Annotated in this window: 23 protein-coding genes and 1 pseudogene; 9 read left to right on the plus strand and 15 right to left on the minus strand. The window is 67.1% G+C overall.

Going from position 1 to position 20,717, the window contains the following annotated elements; all coding sequences use genetic code 11:
- Positions 1-13 precede the first annotated feature (13 nt).
- Both IE122_RS01000 and IE122_RS01005 read right to left on the minus strand, forming a co-directional pair.
- Positions 14-1,183 (minus strand): glycosyltransferase family 4 protein, encoded by a 1,170-nt coding sequence (locus IE122_RS01000; RefSeq protein ID WP_189619229.1) that lies wholly within the window; start codon positions 1,181-1,183, stop codon positions 14-16.
- A gap of 90 nt (positions 1,184-1,273) precedes the next feature.
- Positions 1,274-1,669, minus strand: a complete 396-nt coding sequence (locus IE122_RS01005; RefSeq protein WP_189619230.1) for a hypothetical protein — start codon at positions 1,667-1,669, stop codon at positions 1,274-1,276.
- Between the two features lie 180 nt (positions 1,670-1,849).
- Here IE122_RS01005 and IE122_RS01010 point away from each other — a divergent pair, with 180 nt between their 5' ends.
- A complete protein-coding gene (locus tag IE122_RS01010; RefSeq protein WP_189619231.1) occupies positions 1,850-2,521 on the plus strand; it encodes a glutathione S-transferase family protein in 672 nt (223 codons plus the stop codon).
- Between the two features lie 73 nt (positions 2,522-2,594).
- Here the strand turns inward: IE122_RS01010 and IE122_RS01015 are convergent, their stop codons facing one another.
- The 3 genes from IE122_RS01015 to pdxH form a co-directional block, all read right to left on the minus strand.
- A complete protein-coding gene (locus tag IE122_RS01015) occupies positions 2,595-2,831 on the minus strand; it encodes a hypothetical protein (protein ID WP_189619232.1) in 237 nt (78 codons plus the stop codon).
- An 89-nt stretch (positions 2,832-2,920) separates the two neighbouring features.
- The gene (locus IE122_RS01020; RefSeq protein WP_373299077.1) at positions 2,921-3,892 is read right to left on the minus strand and encodes a cation diffusion facilitator family transporter; all 972 of its coding nucleotides are present in this window, start codon (positions 3,890-3,892) and stop codon (positions 2,921-2,923) included.
- A complete protein-coding gene (gene pdxH, locus IE122_RS01025) occupies positions 3,889-4,515 on the minus strand; it encodes a pyridoxamine 5'-phosphate oxidase (RefSeq protein WP_189619233.1) in 627 nt (208 codons plus the stop codon). Before pdxH ends, IE122_RS01020 begins: the two co-directional genes overlap by 4 nt.
- Positions 4,516-4,755: 240 nt before the next feature.
- On the opposite strand from pdxH, the gene IE122_RS01030 reads away from it, so the two are divergent.
- The 3 genes from IE122_RS01030 to fabI all read left to right on the plus strand — a co-directional run bounded on the left by IE122_RS01030 (position 4,756) and on the right by fabI (position 7,615).
- Positions 4,756-5,706: a DnaJ C-terminal domain-containing protein gene (locus IE122_RS01030; RefSeq protein ID WP_189619234.1), complete on the plus strand. Its 951-nt coding sequence runs from the start codon at positions 4,756-4,758 to the stop codon at positions 5,704-5,706.
- Between the two features lie 71 nt (positions 5,707-5,777).
- On the plus strand, positions 5,778-6,815 hold the full coding sequence (locus tag IE122_RS01035) for a YihY/virulence factor BrkB family protein (RefSeq protein ID WP_229813613.1): 1,038 nt from the start codon (positions 5,778-5,780) through the stop codon (positions 6,813-6,815).
- Positions 6,812-7,615 carry an enoyl-ACP reductase FabI gene (fabI, locus tag IE122_RS01040; RefSeq protein ID WP_189619235.1) on the plus strand — a complete coding sequence of 268 codons (804 nt, stop codon included), beginning with the start codon at positions 6,812-6,814 and terminating at the stop codon, positions 7,613-7,615. Before IE122_RS01035 ends, fabI begins: the two co-directional genes overlap by 4 nt.
- A 78-nt stretch (positions 7,616-7,693) precedes the next feature.
- On the opposite strand, the gene IE122_RS01045 is transcribed toward fabI, so the two are convergent.
- From IE122_RS01045 to IE122_RS01090, 9 genes and pseudogenes are all read right to left on the minus strand, one after another.
- Entirely contained in the window at positions 7,694-8,530 is an 837-nt protein-coding gene (locus IE122_RS01045) for a sulfite exporter TauE/SafE family protein (protein WP_229813614.1), read from the minus strand.
- Between the two features lie 240 nt (positions 8,531-8,770).
- Positions 8,771-9,334, minus strand: coding sequence for a hypothetical protein (locus IE122_RS01050; RefSeq protein WP_189619237.1), 564 nt, complete (start codon positions 9,332-9,334; stop codon positions 8,771-8,773).
- A 141-nt stretch (positions 9,335-9,475) separates the two neighbouring features.
- On the minus strand, positions 9,476-9,997 hold the full coding sequence (locus tag IE122_RS01055; RefSeq protein ID WP_189619715.1) for a demethoxyubiquinone hydroxylase family protein: 522 nt from the start codon (positions 9,995-9,997) through the stop codon (positions 9,476-9,478).
- A gap of 2 nt (positions 9,998-9,999) precedes the next feature.
- Positions 10,000-10,509 carry a disulfide bond formation protein B gene (locus IE122_RS01060; RefSeq protein ID WP_189619238.1) on the minus strand — a complete coding sequence of 170 codons (510 nt, stop codon included), beginning with the start codon at positions 10,507-10,509 and terminating at the stop codon, positions 10,000-10,002.
- Between the two features lie 17 nt (positions 10,510-10,526).
- Positions 10,527-11,903: a S41 family peptidase gene (locus tag IE122_RS01065; RefSeq protein WP_189619239.1), complete on the minus strand. Its 1,377-nt coding sequence runs from the start codon at positions 11,901-11,903 to the stop codon at positions 10,527-10,529.
- Between the two features lie 116 nt (positions 11,904-12,019).
- On the minus strand, positions 12,020-13,300 hold the full coding sequence (locus IE122_RS01070; RefSeq protein ID WP_229813615.1) for a murein hydrolase activator EnvC family protein: 1,281 nt from the start codon (positions 13,298-13,300) through the stop codon (positions 12,020-12,022).
- Positions 13,301-13,369: 69 nt separating this feature from the next.
- Positions 13,370-13,897, minus strand: a complete 528-nt coding sequence (locus tag IE122_RS01075; RefSeq protein WP_189619240.1) for a hypothetical protein — start codon at positions 13,895-13,897, stop codon at positions 13,370-13,372.
- 142 nt (positions 13,898-14,039) lie between these two features.
- A pseudogene (gene thiS / locus IE122_RS01080) lies at positions 14,040-15,078 on the minus strand (sulfur carrier protein ThiS).
- A gap of 224 nt (positions 15,079-15,302) precedes the next feature.
- On the minus strand, positions 15,303-15,668 hold the full coding sequence (locus IE122_RS01090; protein ID WP_373299078.1) for a MerC domain-containing protein: 366 nt from the start codon (positions 15,666-15,668) through the stop codon (positions 15,303-15,305).
- 166 nt (positions 15,669-15,834) lie between these two features.
- Between IE122_RS01090 and IE122_RS01095 the strand changes: the two genes are divergently transcribed.
- The 4 genes from IE122_RS01095 to rpsI all read left to right on the plus strand — a co-directional run bounded on the left by IE122_RS01095 (position 15,835) and on the right by rpsI (position 18,356).
- Positions 15,835-16,905 carry a COX15/CtaA family protein gene (locus tag IE122_RS01095; RefSeq protein WP_229813616.1) on the plus strand — a complete coding sequence of 357 codons (1,071 nt, stop codon included), beginning with the start codon at positions 15,835-15,837 and terminating at the stop codon, positions 16,903-16,905.
- On the plus strand, positions 16,898-17,239 hold the full coding sequence (gene cutA, locus IE122_RS01100; protein WP_189619244.1) for a divalent-cation tolerance protein CutA: 342 nt from the start codon (positions 16,898-16,900) through the stop codon (positions 17,237-17,239). The genes IE122_RS01095 and cutA overlap by 8 nt, the downstream gene beginning before the upstream one ends.
- Positions 17,240-17,370: 131 nt before the next feature.
- The gene (gene rplM / locus IE122_RS01105; protein ID WP_189619245.1) at positions 17,371-17,850 is read left to right on the plus strand and encodes a 50S ribosomal protein L13; all 480 of its coding nucleotides are present in this window, start codon (positions 17,371-17,373) and stop codon (positions 17,848-17,850) included.
- Positions 17,850-18,356, plus strand: coding sequence for a 30S ribosomal protein S9 (rpsI, locus tag IE122_RS01110; RefSeq protein WP_189619246.1), 507 nt, complete (start codon positions 17,850-17,852; stop codon positions 18,354-18,356). Before rplM ends, rpsI begins: the two co-directional genes overlap by 1 nt.
- Before the next feature lie 92 nt (positions 18,357-18,448).
- On the opposite strand, the gene IE122_RS01115 is transcribed toward rpsI, so the two are convergent.
- Positions 18,449-19,471 (minus strand): zinc transporter ZntB, encoded by a 1,023-nt coding sequence (locus tag IE122_RS01115; RefSeq protein ID WP_229813617.1) that lies wholly within the window; start codon positions 19,469-19,471, stop codon positions 18,449-18,451.
- 75 nt (positions 19,472-19,546) lie between these two features.
- Here IE122_RS01115 and ispG point away from each other — a divergent pair, with 75 nt between their 5' ends.
- Complete coding sequence (gene ispG, locus IE122_RS01120; protein ID WP_189619247.1) at positions 19,547-20,674, plus strand: flavodoxin-dependent (E)-4-hydroxy-3-methylbut-2-enyl-diphosphate synthase; 1,128 nt, start codon at positions 19,547-19,549, stop codon at positions 20,672-20,674.
- Positions 20,675-20,717 lie beyond the last annotated feature (43 nt).

A 20,717-nucleotide genomic window follows, 5' to 3' on the forward strand; every position in this document is an offset into this window, starting at 1 on the left:
GCCGCGATTGCACTCACTCTTGACCGCGACGAGAGCCCGCGCGCTTCTGGCGGATCAGCCGCAGATAGGTATCCGCCACCGTCTGGTTGATGCGGTCCCAACTGAATTCGCCGGATCGCGCCTCTCCGGCCGCGCCGTGCGCCAGGCGTAGCTGCGGCTGCTCGATATAGGCGCGCAGCGCCTCGGCAAACTGGTGGACCGCGCCGGGCGGGATCAGCCGGCCGGAAACGCCGTCATCGACAAGGCTCTGGCTGCCGGTAGCGGCGGCGGCGACCACCGGCAGGCGGCAGGCCATCGTTTCCAGGGTGACGTTGCCGAATGTTTCGGTGACCGAGGGGTTGAACAGCACGTCCATCGACGCGACTGCCCGGCCGAGGTCGGCCCCGGTCTGGAACCCGGCGAACGCGGCATCCGGCAACCGCGCTTCCAGCCAGCCGCGCGCGGGCCCGTCACCGATCACCAGCACCTTGTGGCGTACATTCCGCCGCGTCAGTTCGTCGATCGTGTCGGAAAACACGTCGAGCCCCTTTTCCATGACCAGCCGGCCGAGGAAGCCGATCGTCACCACATCGTCGGCGATGCCGAGCGCCTGCCGCCAGGCGTTGTCGCGGCGGCCGGGGTGAAAGGTCTCGCGATCGACGCCGCGCGACCAGATCGAGATGTCGTAGTTCATCCGCTGCTCGCGCAGCACTTGCGCCATGCTTTCGGACGGCGCGACCAGCGCATCGCAGCGGCGATAGAAGCGGCGCAGGATTGCCTCGATGATCGGCTCGCCCCAGGCCATGTTGTAGTAGCGCGGGTAGGTCTCGAACCGCGTATGGACGCTGGCCAGGATCGGCAACTGGCGCTTGCGGGCCCACGAGACGGCGTGATGCGCGGAAACGTCGGGCGATGCGACATGCACCACGTTGGGCGCGAAGGCGGCGCAATCGGCCCGGACGGAGCGCTGGATCCGCAACGGAAAGCGGTATTCGGAGCGGCCGGGGAACGGGATAGAGCGGATGCTGACGAGATCGCCGGTGGGCGGGAAGGCGGGCTCGGCAACCGTCGGGGCATAGACCCGGACGCTGGCACCTTGGCTGAGCAGATAACCGACAAGCCGGTTCAGCGCCTGATTGGCCCCGTCCCGGACGTAGTTGTAGTTGCCGGTAAACAGGGCAATGCGAAGGTCGGCCGTCTGCATGTCGGGGTCGGCATAGCGGCCTCATCGCCGCTTGGCGAGGGGAGTAAGTTTCGGCGCAGAACGCCCAGCCCACCCACTCCGCCTGACGCCTCAATCCCATTCCACCCGCCCCTCGGGCGGCGGGAGCTGCGTTTTGATGTGGTGCGCCACTTTCTGTGCAAAGGGCATGAATTCGTAGATGCCGTCGGCATTGCATCCCGTATCCGCCTCGAACGCCGCGCGCAGGGCGGCCAGCAGTTCGCCTTCCATGCGGAAGCAATAGGCCGCGTCCAGGGCGCGGCCCGGTTCGCCTTCCTCCAACGATGCCTTGAATTCGCGCGCCATCTTCCACATCGTCGTGGATATCCGCAGCGCCAGTTCCAGCGCGTCTTCGGCGGTATCGAAACCGATGCCTGCCAGCGCCCCGGTTGGCCCCGCCAGAGGCCTGCCGGCCTCGAAGGCCTGCATTTCCTCGGCCGTTGCCAGTTCGCTCAAGAAATCGTGCATCCGGCCTCGCCTGCCGGACCCGGGCGGCCGACGCTCTGCCGGGTGAAGGCAAGCACAGCGCTTGTCGAGTCCTCGTTTTCGCTTCGGCCGGCGCGGCTCGACTTATCCACCTGTTTCCCGGCCACTCCTTTCCCCCTTCGGGTGGACGCCCTGCGCGCGCTTTGGCATTCCCGATCGACCATGTGGCATATCTACCAGTTTCCGCTCTGCCCGTTCAGCCGCAAGGTGCGCCTGCTCATGGCCGAAAAGGGCATCGCTTACGAACTCCAGTCCGCCCGCCCCTGGGAGGGAGAGGACCGGTTCTTCGCGATGAACCCGGCGGGCTGCACCCCGGTGATCAAGGACCCGGATCGCAATATCGTCCTGTCCGACAGCCGGGCGATCTGCGAATATTTCGAGGAAACCGTCGATCGCAACCCGCAGATCAGCGGCACCGCGCAGCAGCGCGCCGAAATCCGCCGGCTGGTCGCCATGTTCGACGAGAATTTCTTCCGCGACGTCTCGGGCCCGCTGCTGCACGAACGGATGAAGAAGCGGCTGGTGCTGCGCCAGTCTCCCGACGCCAAGGCGCTGCGCGAGGCGATGAAGCTGGCGCATGACTATCTGGACTATGTGGACTGGCTGATCGACAACCGTCCGTGGCTGGCGGGATCGACGATGTCGCTCGCCGACCTGACCGCCGCCGCGCAGATCAGCGTCGCCGATTATCTGGGCGGGATCGACTGGACCACGCACGAACAGGCGCGCGCCTGGTATCTGGTCATGAAATCGCGGCCCAGCTTTCAGCCGCTTTTATCCGAGCGGATGGAAGTGATCCAGCCACCCAGCCATTACGCCGAAGTGGACGCCTGACCGGCGCTTGAAACCTTGCGGTGTTGGTCTGGAGGCGGAAAACACCTGAGCGGCATGGGCAAAACGGTTTCGGTCAGGTCGTTACGCCGTATTTGTCGAGCCGAAGTTCAAACTCCTCCTGCAACTCTGGCCAAGCGTCAAACGCTGGCTGGATAATGTGCTGCCCCACCTCGGCGATTGCGCTCGCTATGCCTTGCCGAAGATCGATATCTTCCGGCAGATGATGCTTCACAATGTCATGCAGCCGCATCAGATCACGAGAAGCCGTGGTTCCGCCGTTCGCCAAAATTCGGGCCATGTCCTTGTCCATTTGGTCTCCTCATCCTTTTGCGGTCGGGTGGAGCCACCGGCTGACAGCGCTGCGTCATGCAGAACATACTCTGCTTTCGCCGTGCCGCTTTAGGCCGCCGTGCCCGGCACCGGCCCAGGGCCTTCGCTAACCTCCGAAAGCTCGTCGCGCGCGGCCGGGCCGGTCTCGTCGATCAGGCCTTCGGGATCGGGATGGATCAGGATCTCGATATCGGGAAATTCGCGGTGCAGCCGCGCCTCGATATCGTCCATCACCTTGTGGGCGTCGCGCACCGTCATGTCGGGATCGACCCAGACGTGGAACTGCACGAAATCGCGGTGGCCGGACGAACGGGTGCGCAGATCGTGCACGCCGATGATGTCGGGGTTGCGGGCCAGCACCTCCAGGAAGCGGCGCTTCTTCTCGACCGGCCATTCGTGGTCCATCAGTTCCTCGAACGCCCGGCTTGAAGCCTTCCACGCCCCCCAGCCGAGCCACAGCGCGATGCCGAGGCCGAACAGCGGATCGGCCATGGACAGCCCGGCGAAATGATCGAGCAGCAGGGCGGCGATGACCGAGAGGTTGAGCAGCAGGTCCGACTGGTAATGCACGCTGTCGGTGGTGATCGCGAGGCTGGCGGTGCGCCGGATCACGTAGCGCTGCCAGCCGATCAGCGCGAAGGTGACGGCGATCGCCACCAGCGAGACGACGATCCCCGATTCGGCTTCCTGCACCCGGCTGCCGCGCAAGAGTTGTTCGATCGAGCGCGCGGCGATGCCGATCGCCGAGATAGAGATCAGGACGATCTGGAACAGCGCGGCGATCGCCTCGGCCTTGCCGTGGCCGAAGCGGTGCCGGTCATCCGCCGGCTGGGCCGCGATCCATACGCCCAGCAGCGTCGCCATGCTGGCGACCAGATCGAGCGCGGTATCGGCCAGGCTGCCGAGCATCGCGGTCGATCCGGTGGACCAGGCCGCCCACGCCTTCAGCGCCAGCAGCGTCACCGCCGCCGCGATGCTCGCCATCGCCGCCGCCCGGTTGAGCGCGCCCTTTTCCGCTGCGGGTGCCGCCATCGTGGTCATGGATACAGCAGCGTGCTGGTCCAGCCCGCATCGCCGCTGCGGGTGAAGCGCCGGCGCTCGTGGAGCCGGAATTCCCGGTCGTGCCAGAACTCCATCGCCTCGGGCTCGACGCGGTAGCCGGTCCAGTGCGGCGGCCGGTCGACCTCGCGGCCCTCGAACCGTTCGCGCACCTGTTCGTAGCGGGCGAGGAAGGTCTCGCGGCTGTCGAGCGGGGCGGACTGGTCCGAGGCCACCGCGCCAAGCTGCGAATCGCGGGCGCGCGAATGGAAGTATGCCTCGGCTTCGGCCTCGGTCACCGGGGTCAACGAGCCTTCGACCCGCACTTGTCGGCGCAGGCTCTTCCAGTGGAACAGCAGCGCCACGTGCGGATTAGCGGCGATCTCTCCGCCCTTGCGGCTGTGGCCGTTGGTGTAGAACACGAAACCGCCGCGCGGGCCGAGCTGCGGCCCGTGGCCCTTGAGCAGGACCATGCGCACTGACGGGTGGCCGTCCGGGGTGGCGGTGGCCAGCGCCATGGCGTTCGAATCGTTCGGCTCGCTCGCCCGCGCCTCGTCGTACCAGGTCTGGAACAGGCTGAAGGGATCGGTATGGGGGATGACCTCGCGGGCCTGATCGGCGTCCATGGGAATTCCTGATGAGCAAACTGGCAAACGGCGGGGGCACGCAGGGCAGCTTGTCAGCGATAGCCGGCGAATGCCTTGATCGCAGACAAATCGCCGTGCATCCGGCGTGAGGTCGATCGTTTAGGACGGAAAGTGCGGTCAGGAAAGCGCACGATTTACGAAAATGTGGGCCAATTCCATGGCAATTTGCGCAAGGCAGCGCTTGCCGCGCCGCCGCCCGGCCCCTAGCTATGGCGCATCATGGCATCAGACCCCTATACCGTCCTGGGCGTGGCGCGCGGCGCGAGCGAGAAGGATATCAAATCCGCCTATCGCAAGCTTGCCAAGGAACTGCACCCGGATACCAACAAGGACAATCCCCGCGCGGCCGAGCGTTTCAGCGACGTGACCCGCGCTTACGACCTGCTGTCCGACAAGGCCAAGCGCGCCCAGTTCGACCGGGGCGAGATTGACGCGGACGGTAATCCGTCGATGCCGTTCGGCGCGGGCGGCGGCGGCTTTGGTGGCGGGTTCGGCGGTGGCCAGCGCGGCTTTGGCGGCGGCTTCGAAAGCGGCGGCGTCGATTTCGAGGATATCCTGGGGGGTATCTTCGGCGGCGGTGGCCAGCGGGGCGGCGGGTTCGGCGGCATGGGTGGCGGTATGGGCGGCGGCCCGCGCGGTGGCCGCGCGCCCAAGGGGGCCAACGTCTCCTATCGCCTGTCCGTCTCGCTGACCGACGCGGCAGAACGCCGCGACCAGCGGATCACCCTGTCGGACGGCAAGACGATCGATCTCAAGCTGCCTGCCGGGGTGGAAGACGGCACCCAGATGCGCCTTTCCGGCAAGGGTGAGCAGGGCCCCGGTGGCGCGGGCGATGCGATTGTGACCATCCAGATCCAGCCGCACCCGTTCTTCCGCCGCGATGGTGATGATTTGCGGATCGATTTGCCGATCACGCTGGATGAAGCGCTGGCCGGGGCCAAGATCAAGGCTCCCACCGCATCCGGCGCGGTCATGCTGACGGTTCCGGCGGGTGCCAGTTCCGGCAAGGTCCTGCGGCTCAAGGGCAAGGGCATGAGCCGCAAGGACGGATCGCGCGGCGACCAGTTGTTCGCGCTACAGATCGTCCTGCCCGATGCGGATGCCGATCTGGCCCGCCGCCTTGAAGGCTGGCGGGACACCCGCGACATTCGCGGCCGGCTGGGCGTCTGACCGGGACCGGCCACGAGCAGTACCCCGCCGCCGCGAAGGAGCTGCGGGCACCCGACGCTTGCGAGCCGCCGGTGGCTGATGACAGCGCGTTTGCCGATCCGGCTGATGGCAACCCAGCCGATCTGGGCGAGCGGGATACCCCCGAAGCGCGGCGACGCCATGCCCGGCGCGCCCGCGAAGGCGATGGCCCGTCCATCCCCGGCCGCCGGGGGCGCATCCGCCGGGCGGTGGTGATCTTCGAGCGGGTGCTGACCGGGGCGTGGAAGGACGGATTCGTCCATGCCGGCAACCTTGCCTACATGACGCTGATCTCGCTGTTTCCGTTCTTCATCGTCCTGGCGGCGATCTTCTCGCTGCTGGGGGCGCAGGGCAAGCTGGACGATTCGATCGCCGCGTTCCTCGCCGCCGTGCCGCCGCGCGTGTCCGATGTGATCGTGCCGGTGGCGCGCGATGTCGCCGGCGCGCGCCACGGTCATCTGCTGTGGATCGGCGGGGTGTTCGGGCTGTGGTCGGCCTCCAGCCTGATCGAGACCCTGCGCGATATCCTGCGGCGGGCATATGGCACCCGCCGGACTTACGGCTTCTGGCGCGAACGCGCGATGTCGAGCGCGGTGATCTTCGGTTCGGTCCTGCTGCTGCTGGTCGCGCTTTCGCTCCAGGTCACGGTGTCGGCGGTGGAGGAGATCGTGCTGGCGCTGTTCCCGCGGCTGGGCTGGGTGATCGACGGGATTGTGCTGACGCGGATGATCGGGGCGGGGGTGCTGTTTGTCTCGATCTATGTGGTGTTCCTGCTGCTGACCCCGCGCGCCTACCGCTCGCGGCTCTATCCCAAGTGGCCCGGCGCGGCATTGGTCACCGGGTGGTGGCTGCTGGTCGCCAACGCCATGCCGCGCGTCCTGCACACGTTTTTCGCCACCGATCTGACCTATGGCAGCCTTGCCGGAGTGATGATCGCGCTTTTCTTTTTCTGGCTGGTGGGCTTAGGGATGGTCGTCGGCGCCGAGCTTAACGCGGCTCTTGCGGAAACCCCGGAAGAACGCGACATGCACGAAAGCGCCGCCCCGGCCGCGGGGCCACAGGCGAAAACTACACGGGAAAGACAAGAATGACCGGTTTGATGCAGGGAAAGCGCGGGCTCATCATGGGCCTGGCCAATGACAAGTCGCTGGCCTGGGGCGTAGCCAAGAAGCTGCACGAGCAGGGTGCCGAACTGGCGTTCTCCTATCAGGGCGAGGCGCTGGCCAAGCGGGTGCGGCCGCTGGCCGAAAGCCTGGGCAGCGATTTCCTGATCGAATGCGATGTCTCGCAGATGGATTCGATCGATGCCGCGTTCGCCGCCCTGGCCGAGCGGTGGGACAGCCTCGATTTCGTCGTCCACGCGATCGGCTTTTCCGACAAGAACGAGCTGCGCGGGCTCTATGTTGATACCAGCCTCGAAAACTTCCTGATGACGATGAACATCTCGGCCTACAGCCTGGTCGCGGTGACAAAGCGGGCGATCGCAATGATGCGCGATGGCGGCTCGATCGTGACGATGACCTATTACGGGGCCGAAAAGGTGGTGCCGCACTACAACGTCATGGGCGTGGCCAAGGCGGCGCTGGAAACCTCGGTACAGTACCTTGCCAACGATCTTGGCCCCCGCAACATCCGGGTCAACGCGATCTCGGCCGGGCCGATCAAGACGCTGGCCGCCAGCGGGATCGGCGATTTCCGCTACATCCTCAAGTGGAACGAGCTGAACGCGCCGTTGCGCCGCAATGTCACCATCGAGGATGTCGGCGGGTCCGCGCTCTATCTGCTGTCGGACCTGGCTTCGGGCGTCACCGGCGAAGTCCACCACGTGGACTGCGGCTACCACGTCGTCGGGATGAAGCAGGAAGACGCCCCGGATATCGCACTGAGCTGAGCCCGCCTGCTGGACAGACCGGAAAAGTAAAGGGGGAGCGGCTTCGTGCCGTTCCCCCTTTTCGTGCCGGCTACCCGATCAATGCGGCTGCGCGGCGACGCTGGCCGGGGCGGCCGCCACTTCCACCTTGTCGGCCTTGTCCTCGGCACGCGCCTTGAGGAAGAGCTGCCAAGACGAAACCGCCAGCACGCAGGCCAGCAGCGGCTGCAGCACGCGGTCCGGGGCCCGGCTCGACAGATAGCTGCCGACGATCACGCCGGGGATCGAGCCGATCAGAAGGTTGCCCAGCAGCACCAGGTTCACATCGCCCAGGAACCAGTGGCCAAAGCCGGCGATCAGCGCCAGCGGCACGGCATGGGCGATATCCGAGCCGACCAGGCGGACCATCGGGCTGCGGGGATAGAGCATCAGCAGCGCGGTGACGCCGATCGCGCCGGCGCCCACTGAGGAGATCGAGACTGCCGTGCCGATGCACGCGCCCAGCACCACGGTCCACACCACGATCCGGCCCGCAGGCTGCATCGGGCCGTGATCGACCGCCGCCTTGAACAAGCGCTTGCGCAGGAGCACCGCCACAGCGGTCAGCGCCAGCAGCGCGGCGAGCGAGACGAGGATCACATGTTCGGTGTTCTTGCCGACCTTGCCGAACCACGCCAGCGCGCCCAGCGTCAGCAGCGCGGCAGGGATCGAGCCGGTGGCGAGGCGGCGGACGATCTGCCAGTCCACCGTATCGCGCTTGCCGTGGACGGCTGAACCCGCGATCTTGGTGATGGCGGCAAACAGCAGGTCGGTCCCGACGGCCGTGCCGGGGGCAACGCCGAACATCAGCACGAGCAGCGGCGTCATCAGCGACCCGCCGCCGACGCCGGTCAGGCCGACCAGCACGCCGACCAGCAGCCCTGCAACAGCATGCATGCTGTCGAAAACCTGCACTGCATTCATTCGGGCGACCCCTTGATCGCGGCAGCACGACTGATCGGAAGCTGCCTGCGCCACGCACGCGAACGGGCCGCTCGTCGGCTACCGTCCCGGAGCCCGAGGCCCGGCCTTGTCCTTCCGGTCAACCTTGGGGTCCACCGCAGTGGCGCGAATATCTACCGGTAAAGTAGAGTTGCGCAAGCGCGTTTTTCTTGGCCCCGGTAAAGCACCGATGCCTCATGGCTGAGGGGTGGCGGGGGCCGAACCTTCGGCGGCATCCTGCGCCGCCTGCTGCTTTTTCTGCTGTTCGAGGTAGACCTTTTCCGCCTCTTCGACCCGCTTCTGGTGATCGGCGGCATCGGTATCGATCGTCGACAGCCGCTTCTCGCGCTCGGCCGCGATCAGTTCGCCGAACTTCACGTTCGACCCGTTCTTGCGCTCGGCATAAGCCTGATCGATCAGCTTCTGGGTGCAGCCCAGCGAACCGCCCGCGCCCACCGGCGAACAGGACAGGGTGCCGAATGCGCCGACCGTTTCGTAAGCGGTGACCTTGTTGGTCCACGAATCGCTCTTGGGCGAATCGACGCCGCGCAGCGGTTCGGGGATGCGGTACTGATCGCCCACGCGCGCGCAGACGGTGATCACCGCCGGGTCCGCAGACGCTTCGCACGGCTGGTCGCCATAGACGATGACCATGTTGTACTTCTCACCATCGGCGGTGGTCTGTTCCTGCGCCTGTGCGGCGGGCGCGGCACCAAGCGCGCCGGCGAGAAGAAGGGCGGCAGTCAGGGGGCGGATCATCGCGAGGCTCTCCATGGGTACGCGCTCCGGTACCGTCGACTTGTATAAGGTGCGCAGCGATTGAATGGTTGCTGAAGCGCGGGCGGTCAATGGCCCAGATCAAACCAAGCCCACGAACGGGGGAGGGGCAAAATCAGTGCTTCATATCCGTTCGGACAGCCTGATCGCCAGACGGCAGCCCAGCCGGATCGCGCCGGACAGCAGCGGATAGGCCGGAGCCTTCTCCGCGCCCGAGGCGAGGGCGGTATCGCGGTGCTCGCGCTCGTCCTCGCGGAATTCGTGGATCACGCCGGAAAGCTCGGGATCGTCGTCGCCCAGTTCCTGGAGCTGCTGGCTGTAATGCTCGTCGATCTCGGTTTCGATGGCGGCGGTGCAGGCCATCGCCGCTTCGGGGCCGAGCAGCGCGGTTGCCGCGCCGAGCGCGAAGCCGGCGACAGACCATACCGGCTGGAGCAATGTCGGCCGGACCCCGCGCTCGGCCATCATCGCGTCGAAGCGGGCGCGGTGATCTTCCTCCTGTGCCGCCATGCGGGCCACTTCGGTGGCCAGCGGGGCGCGGGTGCCCATCACCGCCATCTGCCCGGCATAGATGCGGATCGCGCCATATTCGCCGGCCTGATCGACGCGCAGCATGCGGTCGCGGCGGCGGGTGTCTTGCGGCATGGTCATGATCCTGCTCCTGCACCTTCGGGCCCCGCGCCGCGACGCGAAAGCAGCGCCAGGATAGCGATCGCACCGAGTCCGGACAGGATGAAATTGAAGCCGGCCAGCGATATGCCCATGAGCGTCCACTGCGCGGTATCGCAGCGGATCAGCGGCGAATCGAGGATTGCCGCCAGCGGATCGCCGCCGCCGGTGGTCCGTTCGGCGGTGCAGGCGGTGAAACCCTGCCACCAGTGATATTCCACCCCGGCGTGAAACGCGCCGATCAGGCCGGAAATGCCGATCGCCACCGCCGCCACCGCCACCAGCGGGCGCACCGGCCGCCAGAAGAACGACAGCAGCGCCAGCACGATCGCGGCCATATGCGGATAGCGCTGCCACCAGCACATCTCGCAAGGATAGAGCCCGAAGCCGTACTGGCTGACATAGGCCCCGCCGAGCAGCGCGGCAGGCACCAGCAGCGCCAGCCAGCGCGCGGCGCGGACATCCTGCGGAACGGTTGCAACGGTCATCCCGAATTACTCGCCGGTCAGTTCTTCTGCGCCTGGGCCTTGGCTTGCGCTGCGGCCAGCATCGCCTTGGCATCGGTCCGGCGCAGGGTACGCAGCGCATAGTCGAGCTGGAAGTCGGTCACGCCTTCCTTCTTGAGCTGCTCGGCGGTCACCTTGAAGCGCGGATCATCGGTCTTGTCTGACTCCAGATCCTTGTCGGCAATCGCCGCCTCGTTGATGAGGTGGCCACGCAGATCGGATTCGCGGATCTCGTTCTGCGCGCGCACCCGCGCATCGGGGTCGGACAGTTGCGGAACGCGGATATCGGGAAGGATGCCGCCTTCCTGCACCGAATGGCCCGAAGGCGTGAAATAGCGCGCCGTGGTGAGCTTGACCGCGCTCTTGGCGTCAAGCTGGAGCAGCGACTGCACGCTGCCCTTGCCGAACGTGCGCTCACCCATGATGACCGCGCGCCGCTGGTCCTGCAGCGCGCCGGCGACGATTTCGGAGGCGGAGGCCGATCCGGCATCGACCAGCACGATCACCGGCAGGCCTTTGGCGGCATCGCCCTTGATCATCGATTCGGCGCGGTAAACCTGGTTCTCGCTGGAGATGCGGCCGCGCTGCGAGACGATATCGCCCTTGTCGAGGAACAGGTCGGACAGCGCCACCGCCTCGTCCAGCGATCCACCGGGGTTCTGCCGCAAGTCCAGTACGACCCCGCTGAGATGGCCGACCGGGCCCTTGGCCGCCTGCTTGCGCAAGTCCACCAGCGCCGCCTGGACATCGGCCCCGACATCGCGCGAGAATTCGTTGACGCTGATATAGCCGATCGAATTGTCCTTGAGCGCGCTGGTGACAGGCTCAAGATCGATCACCCCGCGCGTCACCGTCACGTCGAACGGCGCATCACGGCCGGGGCGGAAGATCGTCAGCCGGATCGAGGTGCCGGCCGGGCCGCGCATCTTTTCGACCGCTTCATCAAGATCGCGTTCGTAATAGAGCACGCCGTCCAGGTGCGTGATGTAGTCACCCGCCTTGATGCCGGCCTTCTCCGCCGGGCTGCCCTTGAACGGAGCGATCACCTTTACCGCGCCGTCATCCTCCTGCACCGACAGGCCGAGGCCCGAGTAATTCCCGTCGATCATCGTTTCGAGCCGGTCGAACGAATTGCCGTCGAGATAGTTGGAATGCGGATCGAGGCTGGCCAGCATGCCGTCGATCGCGCCCTTGAGCAGCTTGTCGTCGTTCACCGGATCGACGTAGTACTGCTTTACCAGCCGGTAGACCTCGAACAGCTTGTTGAACTCTTCGGCGGACCTGGCATCGACGGCGGCAAGGCCGGCGGTGGCGGTGGGCAGCAGGGCGACCGCAGACACCAGCATGCCGGCACGGATCAGGGCTGCAAGCTTCATCGGGCGTATCAGCTTTCGTTCGCGGGCCGGATACCGTTCCGGCGCACAGGGGATGGGGGCACTCTACCGGCGCGCTATCGGCATTACCAGTGGGCGCAGGGGGCGTCCGGGGCGCATCATAGCGCCTGCAAATATTGCAGGGGATTAACGGGCTGGCCGTTGCGGCGCAATTCGACGCCGATCCGCGGCGCGCCCGGCCCGGCCATGCCCAGCGGCGATCCGGCGACGATGGTGTCCCCCACCCGCACGTCAAGCCGGGCGAGGCCGGTGACCAGCGAGGTCCAGCCGCCATCGTGCTCGATGATGACGATCCGGCCATAGCCGCCATAAGGTCCGGCGAATGCGACGCGGCCGGGCGCGGGGGCAACGGCCTGGGCCAGCGGCCGGGTTACCAGCGTCAGCCCTGCCGATCGCGCCTGCCCGGCGGCGGTTTCCCCGAAGCCGGACAGCACCCGGCCCACCACCGGCAGCATGTATCCGGGCAGCCCTTCGGGCGGCGGGGCGAAGTCCTCTGCCTCGATCACTTGCGCGCGCGCCGGATCGGGCGGGCGCATGACCGGGCCGGGAAGTCCGGCCAGCGCATCGCGCAGCGCGCCCTGGCGGCCGATATCGTCCAGCAGCCCGCCCAGATCGCGCGCCTTTTCGGCCAGCGCCAGCGCATGCTCGGCTTCGCGCGCGGCCAGGCCCGAAGCCTCGCGCCCGGCCAGCCGCTGGCGCGATTCGATCACCGCCAGTTGCTGGCGGCGCGCGGTCAGCTCGCCCTGCACCTTGCGCAAGTCCGCCTCGGCCGCCTGCGCCTTGCGTTCGAGCGCGCGGCCTTTCTCGATCTCGCTGCGCAGGGCGGCGGTGCGCGCCTCCACCTGCGGCAGCATCGTATCGAGCAATGCGCGCAGATAGACCACATCGCTTACCGATCCGGGCCGCAGCAGCGCCAGCAGCGGGGGGCGGCGCGACAGCCGCTGGAGCGAGCCGGTCAGCCGCGCCAGCGGGGCCTGCCGCGCCGCCATCCGCGCACGCAAGCCCGCCCGCTCGGCGGCGATGCCGCGCGTGCGGGCTTGCTGGGCGGCGATGGCGGCCTGCGTTTCCTGAATGCGCGCGGCCACGGCAGCGGCTTCGCGTGCGGTCTTCTCGGCCTGGGCAGTGACGGCGCGGGCATTGGCCTCCAGCCGCTCGGCCCGTTTCCGGGCGATGCCCCCTTCGGCCTGGGCTGCGCGCAGATCGGCCCCGGCCTGACGGGCATCGAGCGCGGCGTTGGTCGCCAGCAGCGCCGGATCGACCCCTTGTGCCCGAGGCCAGCCGCCCGACAGCATCATTCCGATCGCAAGCCCCGGCACGCCAAGCAGCAACGCGGCGCGGCGGCGCGGGGCGGCAGGAAGGAGTGCGCGCAAAACGGTCACGCGACCCGCTTAAAGCAGATCGCGTGCCAGGGAAATCAGGTTAAGAATCAGCCGTGGACGGCGAGCCGGTCAGGCGGCTTCCTTTTCGATCCACTCAGGATAGAAGCTGGGCTCGCGATCGGACCAGCCGGGCGCGGTGGCGGCGGCTTCGCTGATCGAATGGAGCAGCACCTTGCGGCGGTCCGGGCGGATCTGCGGCAGCGCGGCGGCCCCGCAGAACGCCCCGGGCAGCCACGGCCGCGACCATGCGCCAAGCAGGCGTTCATAGAGAAAGCGGAATGCGGAAAAGCTGGTCAGCTTGCCCTGCGCCAGATCGAACGCGGCCATGCGCATCAGCTTGCCCATGAAATCGTCCAGCCCTTCGAAGCCGGCATCGTTAGGGCGGCAGGTGCGCAGCGTCTTGAGGTCCTGATAGGCGACATACTGGCGGCGGATCGAGGCCATCTCGTCGGCATCGCGCGCCCAGAGCTTGAACGCGTCCTGCCGGCCCAGTCCGACATCGAGGCTGCGCCGGATATAGCGCTGCTCGCAAGGGCTGAAGCTGGCGAACTCGCGCAGTTCGCTGATCGTCAGAGTTGCCGTACCCGCATAAGCCATGGTCGTGATCCCTATCTGGCGGGGCAAGACTCCGTTTCCCGCCGATGACATGATCACCACAGATAGGTTTCCAAGCGATTAACTATGCAAAGGTTTGTCTACGGCCCGCAGCGTAAGCCGCCCGCAAGGGTTTCGTTAAGCTTCAGATCAGCCCGGCCAGCGGGCTCGACGGATCGGCGTATTTGCGGGTCGCCATGCGCCCGGAAAGGTAGGCATGCCGCCCGCCTTCGACCGCCAGCTTCATCGCCAGCGCCATGCGCACCGGGTCCTTGGCCTCGGCGATGGCGGTGTTCATCAGCACCCCGTCGCAGCCCAGCTCCATCGCCACCGCCGCGTCCGACGCGGTGCCGACGCCGGCATCGACCAGCACCGGCACGTTCGCCCCTTCGACGATCAGCCGCACGGTCACCCGGTTCTGGATGCCCAGGCCCGATCCGATCGGCGCGCCCAGCGGCATGATCGCCACCGCGCCCGCCTCTTCCAGTTGCTTGGCCGCGATCGGATCATCGACGCAGTAGACCATCGGCGCGAACCCTTCGCGGGCCAGCACTTCGCAGGCTTTGAGCGTTTCGCGCATGTCGGGATAAAGCGTGCGCGCCTCGCCCAGCACTTCCAGCTTGACCAGATCCCAGCCGCCCGCCTCGCGCGCCAGCCGCAGCGTGCGGATCGCCTCGTCCGCCGTAAAGCACCCGGCGGTGTTCGGCAGATAGGTGATGACCTTGGGGTCGATGAAATCGCTCAGCATCGGTGCCTTGGGGTCGGAGATGTTGACCCGGCGCACCGCCACGGTGACGATCTCGGCCCCCGATGCGGCGACGGCGGCGGCGTTCTGCCGGAAATCCTTGTACTTGCCGGTTCCCACGATCAGCCGCGAGGTGAACGTGCGGCCGGCGACGGTCCAGGTATCGGCAGGGGTGGCGGTCAAGACAGGGGTTCCTTCAAAAAGATTGCGGGACGAGGCTGCGGCCTCACCCGCCGCCGACGAAGTGGACGATCTCCAGCACGTCGCCGTCGGCCAGCATCACTGCGGCCAGCGTGGAGCGCGGGGCGATCTCGCCGTTATGCTCGACCGCGACTTTCTTCGGATCGAGTTCCAGCGAGACGACGAGATCGGCAATGCTCGCCCCGGCGGCGATGCGGCGCGATTCGCCGTTGACGGTAAGGGCAAGTTGGTCGGCCATGGCCCGTTGCAGATAGCGCCCGGGAGGCCAAGCGCAAGGGCGCGCACACCGGTTAGCACCGTCTCGCACGAAACCGGGATTTGCGGCATCACCTTCGTCGTCCCGGACGCGATCCGGGACCCCGCTTTTTCTTCGGGTGCAGCGCATCGGAAGCGGGACCCGGGGGCAAGCCCGGGGAGACGAAAAAGGCAGGAATCGTGCGCGCGCCGCTGACCGGCCGACGCTCAGCGGGCGGGTGCGCAGTGGCCCTGGAGATTGCGCAGATGGGCAATGGCAACCAGCGTGACGCCGCAGATCGTCAGCACCGCTTCGGGCCAGCCGTGGCTGACGAGGATGCCCGCCGCCATCAGCAGCAGCCCGCAGCCGCCGATCACCAGCGGCGCGATGCGGCCGTGGCGCAACACGCCGAAGCCGAGCGAAACCGCCCCGATCCCGACCGCCACGCCCAGTCCGACGCGATGGATCGCCGGCGACAGCAGCACCCCGCCGCCCAGCCCCAGGAACCCGACGAGCACGATGCCGAGCACGCAATGCACGGCACAGAGCCCGGACAGGACGATCCCTGCCCGGTCGAGACGCTTTCGAATCAAGGCGATGGCCGTCCGCATGCACTCCACATATGTAATGTTGTATCATCAATCAAGCACTGACCGGCGCGGCGGCGGTGCGCTCCGGCGCAAGCGCGACGGCGGGCCGTGCCCGGCGGGCGTTCGCCGCTCTTGCCAAGGGCGGTGCAAGGTATCAGGGAGTTGCGCCATGCGATCCGCCCACGCCAAGCCGATCATCGGCACCACCGACGATATCCTGCCCATGGCCCGCTGGTTGCTGGTCGTGGCGGCGATGGTCGTCCTGATCGTCGCTATCGGCGGTATCACCCGGCTGACCGAATCGGGCCTGTCGATCACGCAGTGGAAGCCGGTCACCGGCGCGCTGCCCCCGCTGACCGATGCCCAGTGGCAGGCCGAGTTCGCCGGCTATCGGCGCATCCCCCAGTATATCGACGTCAACGGACCCGCCGGGATGACGCTGGCGCAGTACAAGTTCATCTATTTCTGGGAATGGGCGCACCGCCTGCTGGGGCGGCTGATCGGCCTGGCCATGATCGGCGGCACCGCGTGGTTCTGGTTCAAGCGGACGATCCCGCTCGGCTACAAGGCGCGGCTGCTGGCGCTGATCGCGCTGGTCGGGCTGCAGGGGACGATCGGCTGGCTGATGGTGTCTTCCGGCCTCTCGCCCGATGCGCTGGACCGGGTTAGCCACTACTGGCTGGCCGCCCACCTCGTCACCGCGCTGTTCACCCTGGGCGGCCTCGTCTGGACCGCGCTCGATCTATACCAGTTGAGCCGGGGCCAGCCGCGCGCCGGGCTCAGCCGCTTCACCCTGGTCGCGCTGGCGATGCTGGGCTTCCAGCTTTTCATGGGCGCGCTCGTCGCCGGGCAGCGGGCCGGGCAGGTCGCCGGGGCCGGCTGGTTCCGGCTGGACGCCTGGCCGTTGATGCAGGGCAGCTTTGTCCCCGGGGGGATAGAGTGGGACAAGGGCTTGGCCCACGCCATGTTCGGCGATCCCTATCTGTCACACTTCATCCACCGCTGGTGGGCCTGGGCGGTGGTCGCGGTGCTGGTGGTGATGGGGCGGCGCTTGAAAGCAATCCATCGCCGCGACGTTTCGGTCGCCGTCCACATCGCTTTCGGCACGCAGGTGCTGCTGGGCATCGCGACGATCTGGTCGGGCGTATCGTTGTGGCTGGCGGTGGCGCACCAGTTGTGCGGCGCGCTGCTGGTGGTGGCGACGGTGTGGGGCGCACACACGCTGAGCCGGCGTGGCTGAGGCGCAGCTTCCGGCACCGGCGCTGATCTGGTGCCCGTTCCCGGACGAGGCGGCGGCGCGCGCGGTGGCCGGCGCGCTGCTGGATGAAGGGCTGGCCGCCTGCGCCAACCTGGTGCCGGGCCTCACCTCGCTGTTCGTGTGGAACGGCGCGCGCGATGAAGCGCGCGAGATCGGCATGCTGGTCAAGACCAACGCCGCCCTGCTGGATGCGGCCGTCGCCCGGCTGGGCATGCTGCATCCTTACGAGGAGCCCGCGATCACGGGCTGGATCTGCGACGCCGCCAGCGCCGGCACCCGCGTCTGGCTGGGCGGGATTAGCCCCGCCGCAATCTGACGGTATCATTTTACCTCTCTGCAAACCCGCCCGTGGCTTGACTTTGCGCGGCCGATCGACGAGTTGGCCCCTTCCCGCGAAGGGAGGGATTCGCTTCCCCTCGCGCCAGAAATAGTAGGGATTGACCAGCCATGAAGGCGCTCACGAAGGTCACCCGGTCGATCAAGCCGGCCGAGGTGGAGAAGAAGTGGCATCTTATCGATGCCGAAGGTCTGGTGGTTGGCCGCCTGGCCGTCATCGTCGCCGATCTGCTGCGCGGCAAGCACAAGCCGAGCTTCACCCCCCACGTCGATTGCGGTGACCATGTCGTCGTGATCAACGCCGAGAAGGTGAAGTTCACCGGCAACAAGCTCAAGCAGCAGACCTATTACAAGCACACCGGCTATGCCGGCGGCATCAAGGAAGTGACGGCGGACAAGGTCCTGGCCGGTCGTTTCCCCGAGCGCGTGCTTGAAAAGGCGGTTGAGCGCATGGTTCCGCGCGGCCCCCTCGGCCGCGCCCAGATGCGCGCCCTGCACATCTACGCCGGTGCCGAGCATCCGCACGGTGGCACCCAGCCCGAAGCGCTCGACGTCGCTTCCATGAACCGCAAGAACAAGGTGGGTGCGTAATGTCTGACACCGATACCCTCTCCAGCCTGTCCGATCTCGCCGGCATCGCCGGTGACGTGGCCCCGGAAACCCCGGTCTTCACCTCCAACGCCCCTCTTCGCGAACAGCAGATCGACAAGCAGGGCCGCGCTTATGCCACCGGCCGCCGCAAGGACGCCGTGGCCCGCGTGTGGATCAAGCCCGGCTCGGGCAAGGTCATCGTCAACGGCCGTGACCAGGAAGTCTACTTCGCCCGTCCGACCCTGCGTCTGGTCATCAACCAGCCGTTCGTCGTCGGTGGCCGCGAAGGCCAGTACGACGTGATTGCCACCGTCAAGGGTGGCGGGCTTTCGGGCCAGGCCGGTGCCGTCAAGCACGGCATCGCCCAGGCGCTGACCCGCTACGAGCCCGCTCTGCGCGCAGCCGTGAAGGCCGCCGGCTTCCTCACCCGCGACAGCCGCGTGGTGGAACGCAAGAAGTACGGCCGTGCCAAGGCCCGCCGTTCGTTCCAGTTCTCCAAGCGTTAAGCTGGAAACCGGGCTTCACGGCCCGCAAGGAAACAGGAAAAAGGGGTCGGCAACGGCCCCTTTTTTCGTTTCGGGGTCGCAAGTGCGCCCCGTCAGAACCACTTCAGCTTGCGGGCGATCAGCAGTTCCGCCCCGAAGATTCCGCCGCAAATCGCGACGATGATCCAGAACCCGTGACTGCCCGCTTCCGCCAGCGGAATGTCGCCGACGTTGATCCCCAGCAGACCGGTGATGAACGTCAGCGGCAGGAAGATGCCCGCAACGATGGTGAGCAGGTATTGCGTCTGCTGGGTCTGCGCGGCGGCGCGGGCGCGCATGTCGTCCTGCAGCACCAGCGCCGATTCCTTGCTGATGTCGATATCGTCGAGGAAGCGGCGCAGCCGGTCGATCGTCTCGACGATCTGGCGGCGATCATGCCGTTCGAACCACGCCGGCGCGTCGCGGGCGATGTTTTCCAGCGCCTCGTGCTGCGGCGACATGTGGCGCTTGAGGGCAAGGCAACTGCGGCGGATACCGGCGATCGCGGAGATCACCTCGGACGCCGGCAGTTCGCACTCCTCATCGTCGAGCCGGTCGATCTCGGCGTTCAGTTCGATGATCGTTTCGCTCATCCGGTCGATCAGGTGTTCGGTGATCGTGGTGACCAGCCCGCCAGCGTCGACCGGGCCACGCCCGTTGTCCAGCGCATCGCGCACCAGCTTGGGCGTCTGCAATTGCCGACGGCGCAAGGTGAGGACGACGTGGCCGTTTGCCCAGAGCTGCATCGACACCATGTCTTCCGGCTCGGCGCCGGGGTTGAAGTTGATCCCGCGCAGGGTGGCGACCAGCGCGTGGCCTTCGTGGAAGGCGCGCGGGCGGGTGGCTTCGCTGGTCAGCAGCTCGATCGTCGGCGCGGGAATGTCGAAGCGGTCGGCCAGCCACTCGCGGACGCCGGGCGCGGTGCGATCGAGATGGAGCCACAGCACCGGCTCGTGATCGTGCGGCCGCCAGTGCTGCACTTCCTCCCAGCCGGCCGGGCGCGCCCCGCCCTTGCCGTCCAGCACGCGGGCGAACAGCAGCGGGGGTGTGGTGGCGAAATCTGCGATTGGTTCGGCATCGTCCATACCCCGGTTCATGCCGCATTACGGCGTTTTCGCAAAGTCGCGTGAGGGCCCTTCAAACTGCAACGCAGCCGCCCTATAAGGCCGGCCATGTCATCCATCCGTCCCTGGCGCGATATCGAGCGCCGCAAGAGCCGCCAGATCATGGTCGGCGCGGTCCCCGTCGGCGGCGATGCGCCGATCACGGTGCAGACCATGACCAACACACCCACCTCGGACGCCGCCGCGACGATCGACCAGATCCGCCGCTGCGAGGATGCCGGGGCCGATCTTGTCCGCGTGTCCTGCCCGGACGTGGAAAGCACCACCGCGCTGCGCGAGATCGTTCGCGCCGCCAAGGTGCCGCTGATCGCCGACATCCACTTCCACTACAAGCGCGCGCTCGAAGCGGCGGATGCGGGCGCGGCGTGCCTGCGGATCAATCCGGGCAACATCGGCAGCAGCGAACGGGTGGCCGAAGTGGTCCGCGCCGCCAAGGCCAACGGCTGCGCCATCCGCATCGGCGTCAACGCCGGCAGCCTCGAGCGCGACCTGCTCGAAAAGTACGGTGAGCCGTGCCCCGAGGCGCTGGTCGAAAGCGCGCTCGATCATATCAAGCTGCTGCAGGACCACGATTTCCACGAATACAAGGTGGCGGTGAAGGCCTCCGACGTGTTCCTTGCCGTCGCCGCTTATCAGGGGCTGGCCGATGCGGTCGATTGCCCGCTGCACCTGGGTATCACCGAAGCGGGCGGGCTGATCGGCGGGACCGTCAAGTCGGCGCTGGGCATCGGCAACCTGCTGTGGGCCGGGATCGGCGATACCTTGCGCGTCTCGCTCTCGGCCGAGCCGGAAGAGGAAGTGCGGGTGGGGTTCGAAATCCTCAAGTCGCTGGGCCTGCGCACGCGCGGGGTGCGCGTCGTCTCGTGCCCCAGTTGCGCAAGGCAGGGTTTCGATGTCATCCGTACCGTCGAGGCGCTGGAGAAGCGGCTGTCGCATATCAAGACCCCGCTGTCGTTGTCGGTCCTGGGCTGCGTGGTCAACGGGCCCGGCGAAGCGCGCGAGACCGACATCGGCGTCACTGGCGGCGGCAACGGCAAGCACATGGTCTATCTCTCCGGCGTGACCGACCATCATGTGCAGAGCGAGGATATGCTGGACCACATCGTCGCGCTGGTCGAAGCCAAGGCCGCCGAGATGGAAGCGGCCGCTTCGCTTGAGGCGCAGGCCGCCGAATAGCGCGCGCTTTACGCCGGCTTAAGGCAAGGCCGCTATGCCGGGG

The sequence above is a fragment of the Novosphingobium colocasiae genome (genome assembly GCF_014652555.1).
In the GTDB taxonomy this organism is placed as follows: Bacteria; Pseudomonadota; Alphaproteobacteria; order Sphingomonadales; family Sphingomonadaceae; genus Novosphingobium; species Novosphingobium colocasiae.

Coding starts and splice junctions, on each gene's coding strand:
- IE122_RS01115 (WP_229813617.1), bottom strand. CDS start 19,471: ATGAACCGGGGTATGGACGATGCCGAACCAATCGCAGATTTCGCCACC.
- rplM (WP_189619245.1), top strand. CDS start 17,371: ATGAAGGCGCTCACGAAGGTCACCCGGTCGATCAAGCCGGCCGAGGTG.
- IE122_RS01055 (WP_189619715.1), bottom strand. CDS start 9,997: ATGCCGCAAGACACCCGCCGCCGCGACCGCATGCTGCGCGTCGATCAG.
- IE122_RS01005 (WP_189619230.1), bottom strand. CDS start 1,669: ATGCACGATTTCTTGAGCGAACTGGCAACGGCCGAGGAAATGCAGGCC.
- IE122_RS01000 (WP_189619229.1), bottom strand. CDS start 1,183: ATGCAGACGGCCGACCTTCGCATTGCCCTGTTTACCGGCAACTACAAC.
- fabI (WP_189619235.1), top strand. CDS start 6,812: ATGACCGGTTTGATGCAGGGAAAGCGCGGGCTCATCATGGGCCTGGCC.
- IE122_RS01075 (WP_189619240.1), bottom strand. CDS start 13,897: ATGGCTTATGCGGGTACGGCAACTCTGACGATCAGCGAACTGCGCGAG.
- IE122_RS01020 (WP_373299077.1), bottom strand. CDS start 3,892: ATGACCACGATGGCGGCACCCGCAGCGGAAAAGGGCGCGCTCAACCGG.
- IE122_RS01065 (WP_189619239.1), bottom strand. CDS start 11,903: ATGAAGCTTGCAGCCCTGATCCGTGCCGGCATGCTGGTGTCTGCGGTC.
- IE122_RS01010 (WP_189619231.1), top strand. CDS start 1,850: ATGTGGCATATCTACCAGTTTCCGCTCTGCCCGTTCAGCCGCAAGGTG.
- rpsI (WP_189619246.1), top strand. CDS start 17,850: ATGTCTGACACCGATACCCTCTCCAGCCTGTCCGATCTCGCCGGCATC.
- IE122_RS01045 (WP_229813614.1), bottom strand. CDS start 8,530: ATGCATGCTGTTGCAGGGCTGCTGGTCGGCGTGCTGGTCGGCCTGACC.
- IE122_RS01030 (WP_189619234.1), top strand. CDS start 4,756: ATGGCATCAGACCCCTATACCGTCCTGGGCGTGGCGCGCGGCGCGAGC.
- ispG (WP_189619247.1), top strand. CDS start 19,547: ATGTCATCCATCCGTCCCTGGCGCGATATCGAGCGCCGCAAGAGCCGC.
- IE122_RS01060 (WP_189619238.1), bottom strand. CDS start 10,509: ATGACCGTTGCAACCGTTCCGCAGGATGTCCGCGCCGCGCGCTGGCTG.
- IE122_RS01015 (WP_189619232.1), bottom strand. CDS start 2,831: ATGGACAAGGACATGGCCCGAATTTTGGCGAACGGCGGAACCACGGCT.
- IE122_RS01050 (WP_189619237.1), bottom strand. CDS start 9,334: ATGATCCGCCCCCTGACTGCCGCCCTTCTTCTCGCCGGCGCGCTTGGT.
- IE122_RS01095 (WP_229813616.1), top strand. CDS start 15,835: ATGCGATCCGCCCACGCCAAGCCGATCATCGGCACCACCGACGATATC.
- pdxH (WP_189619233.1), bottom strand. CDS start 4,515: ATGGACGCCGATCAGGCCCGCGAGGTCATCCCCCATACCGATCCCTTC.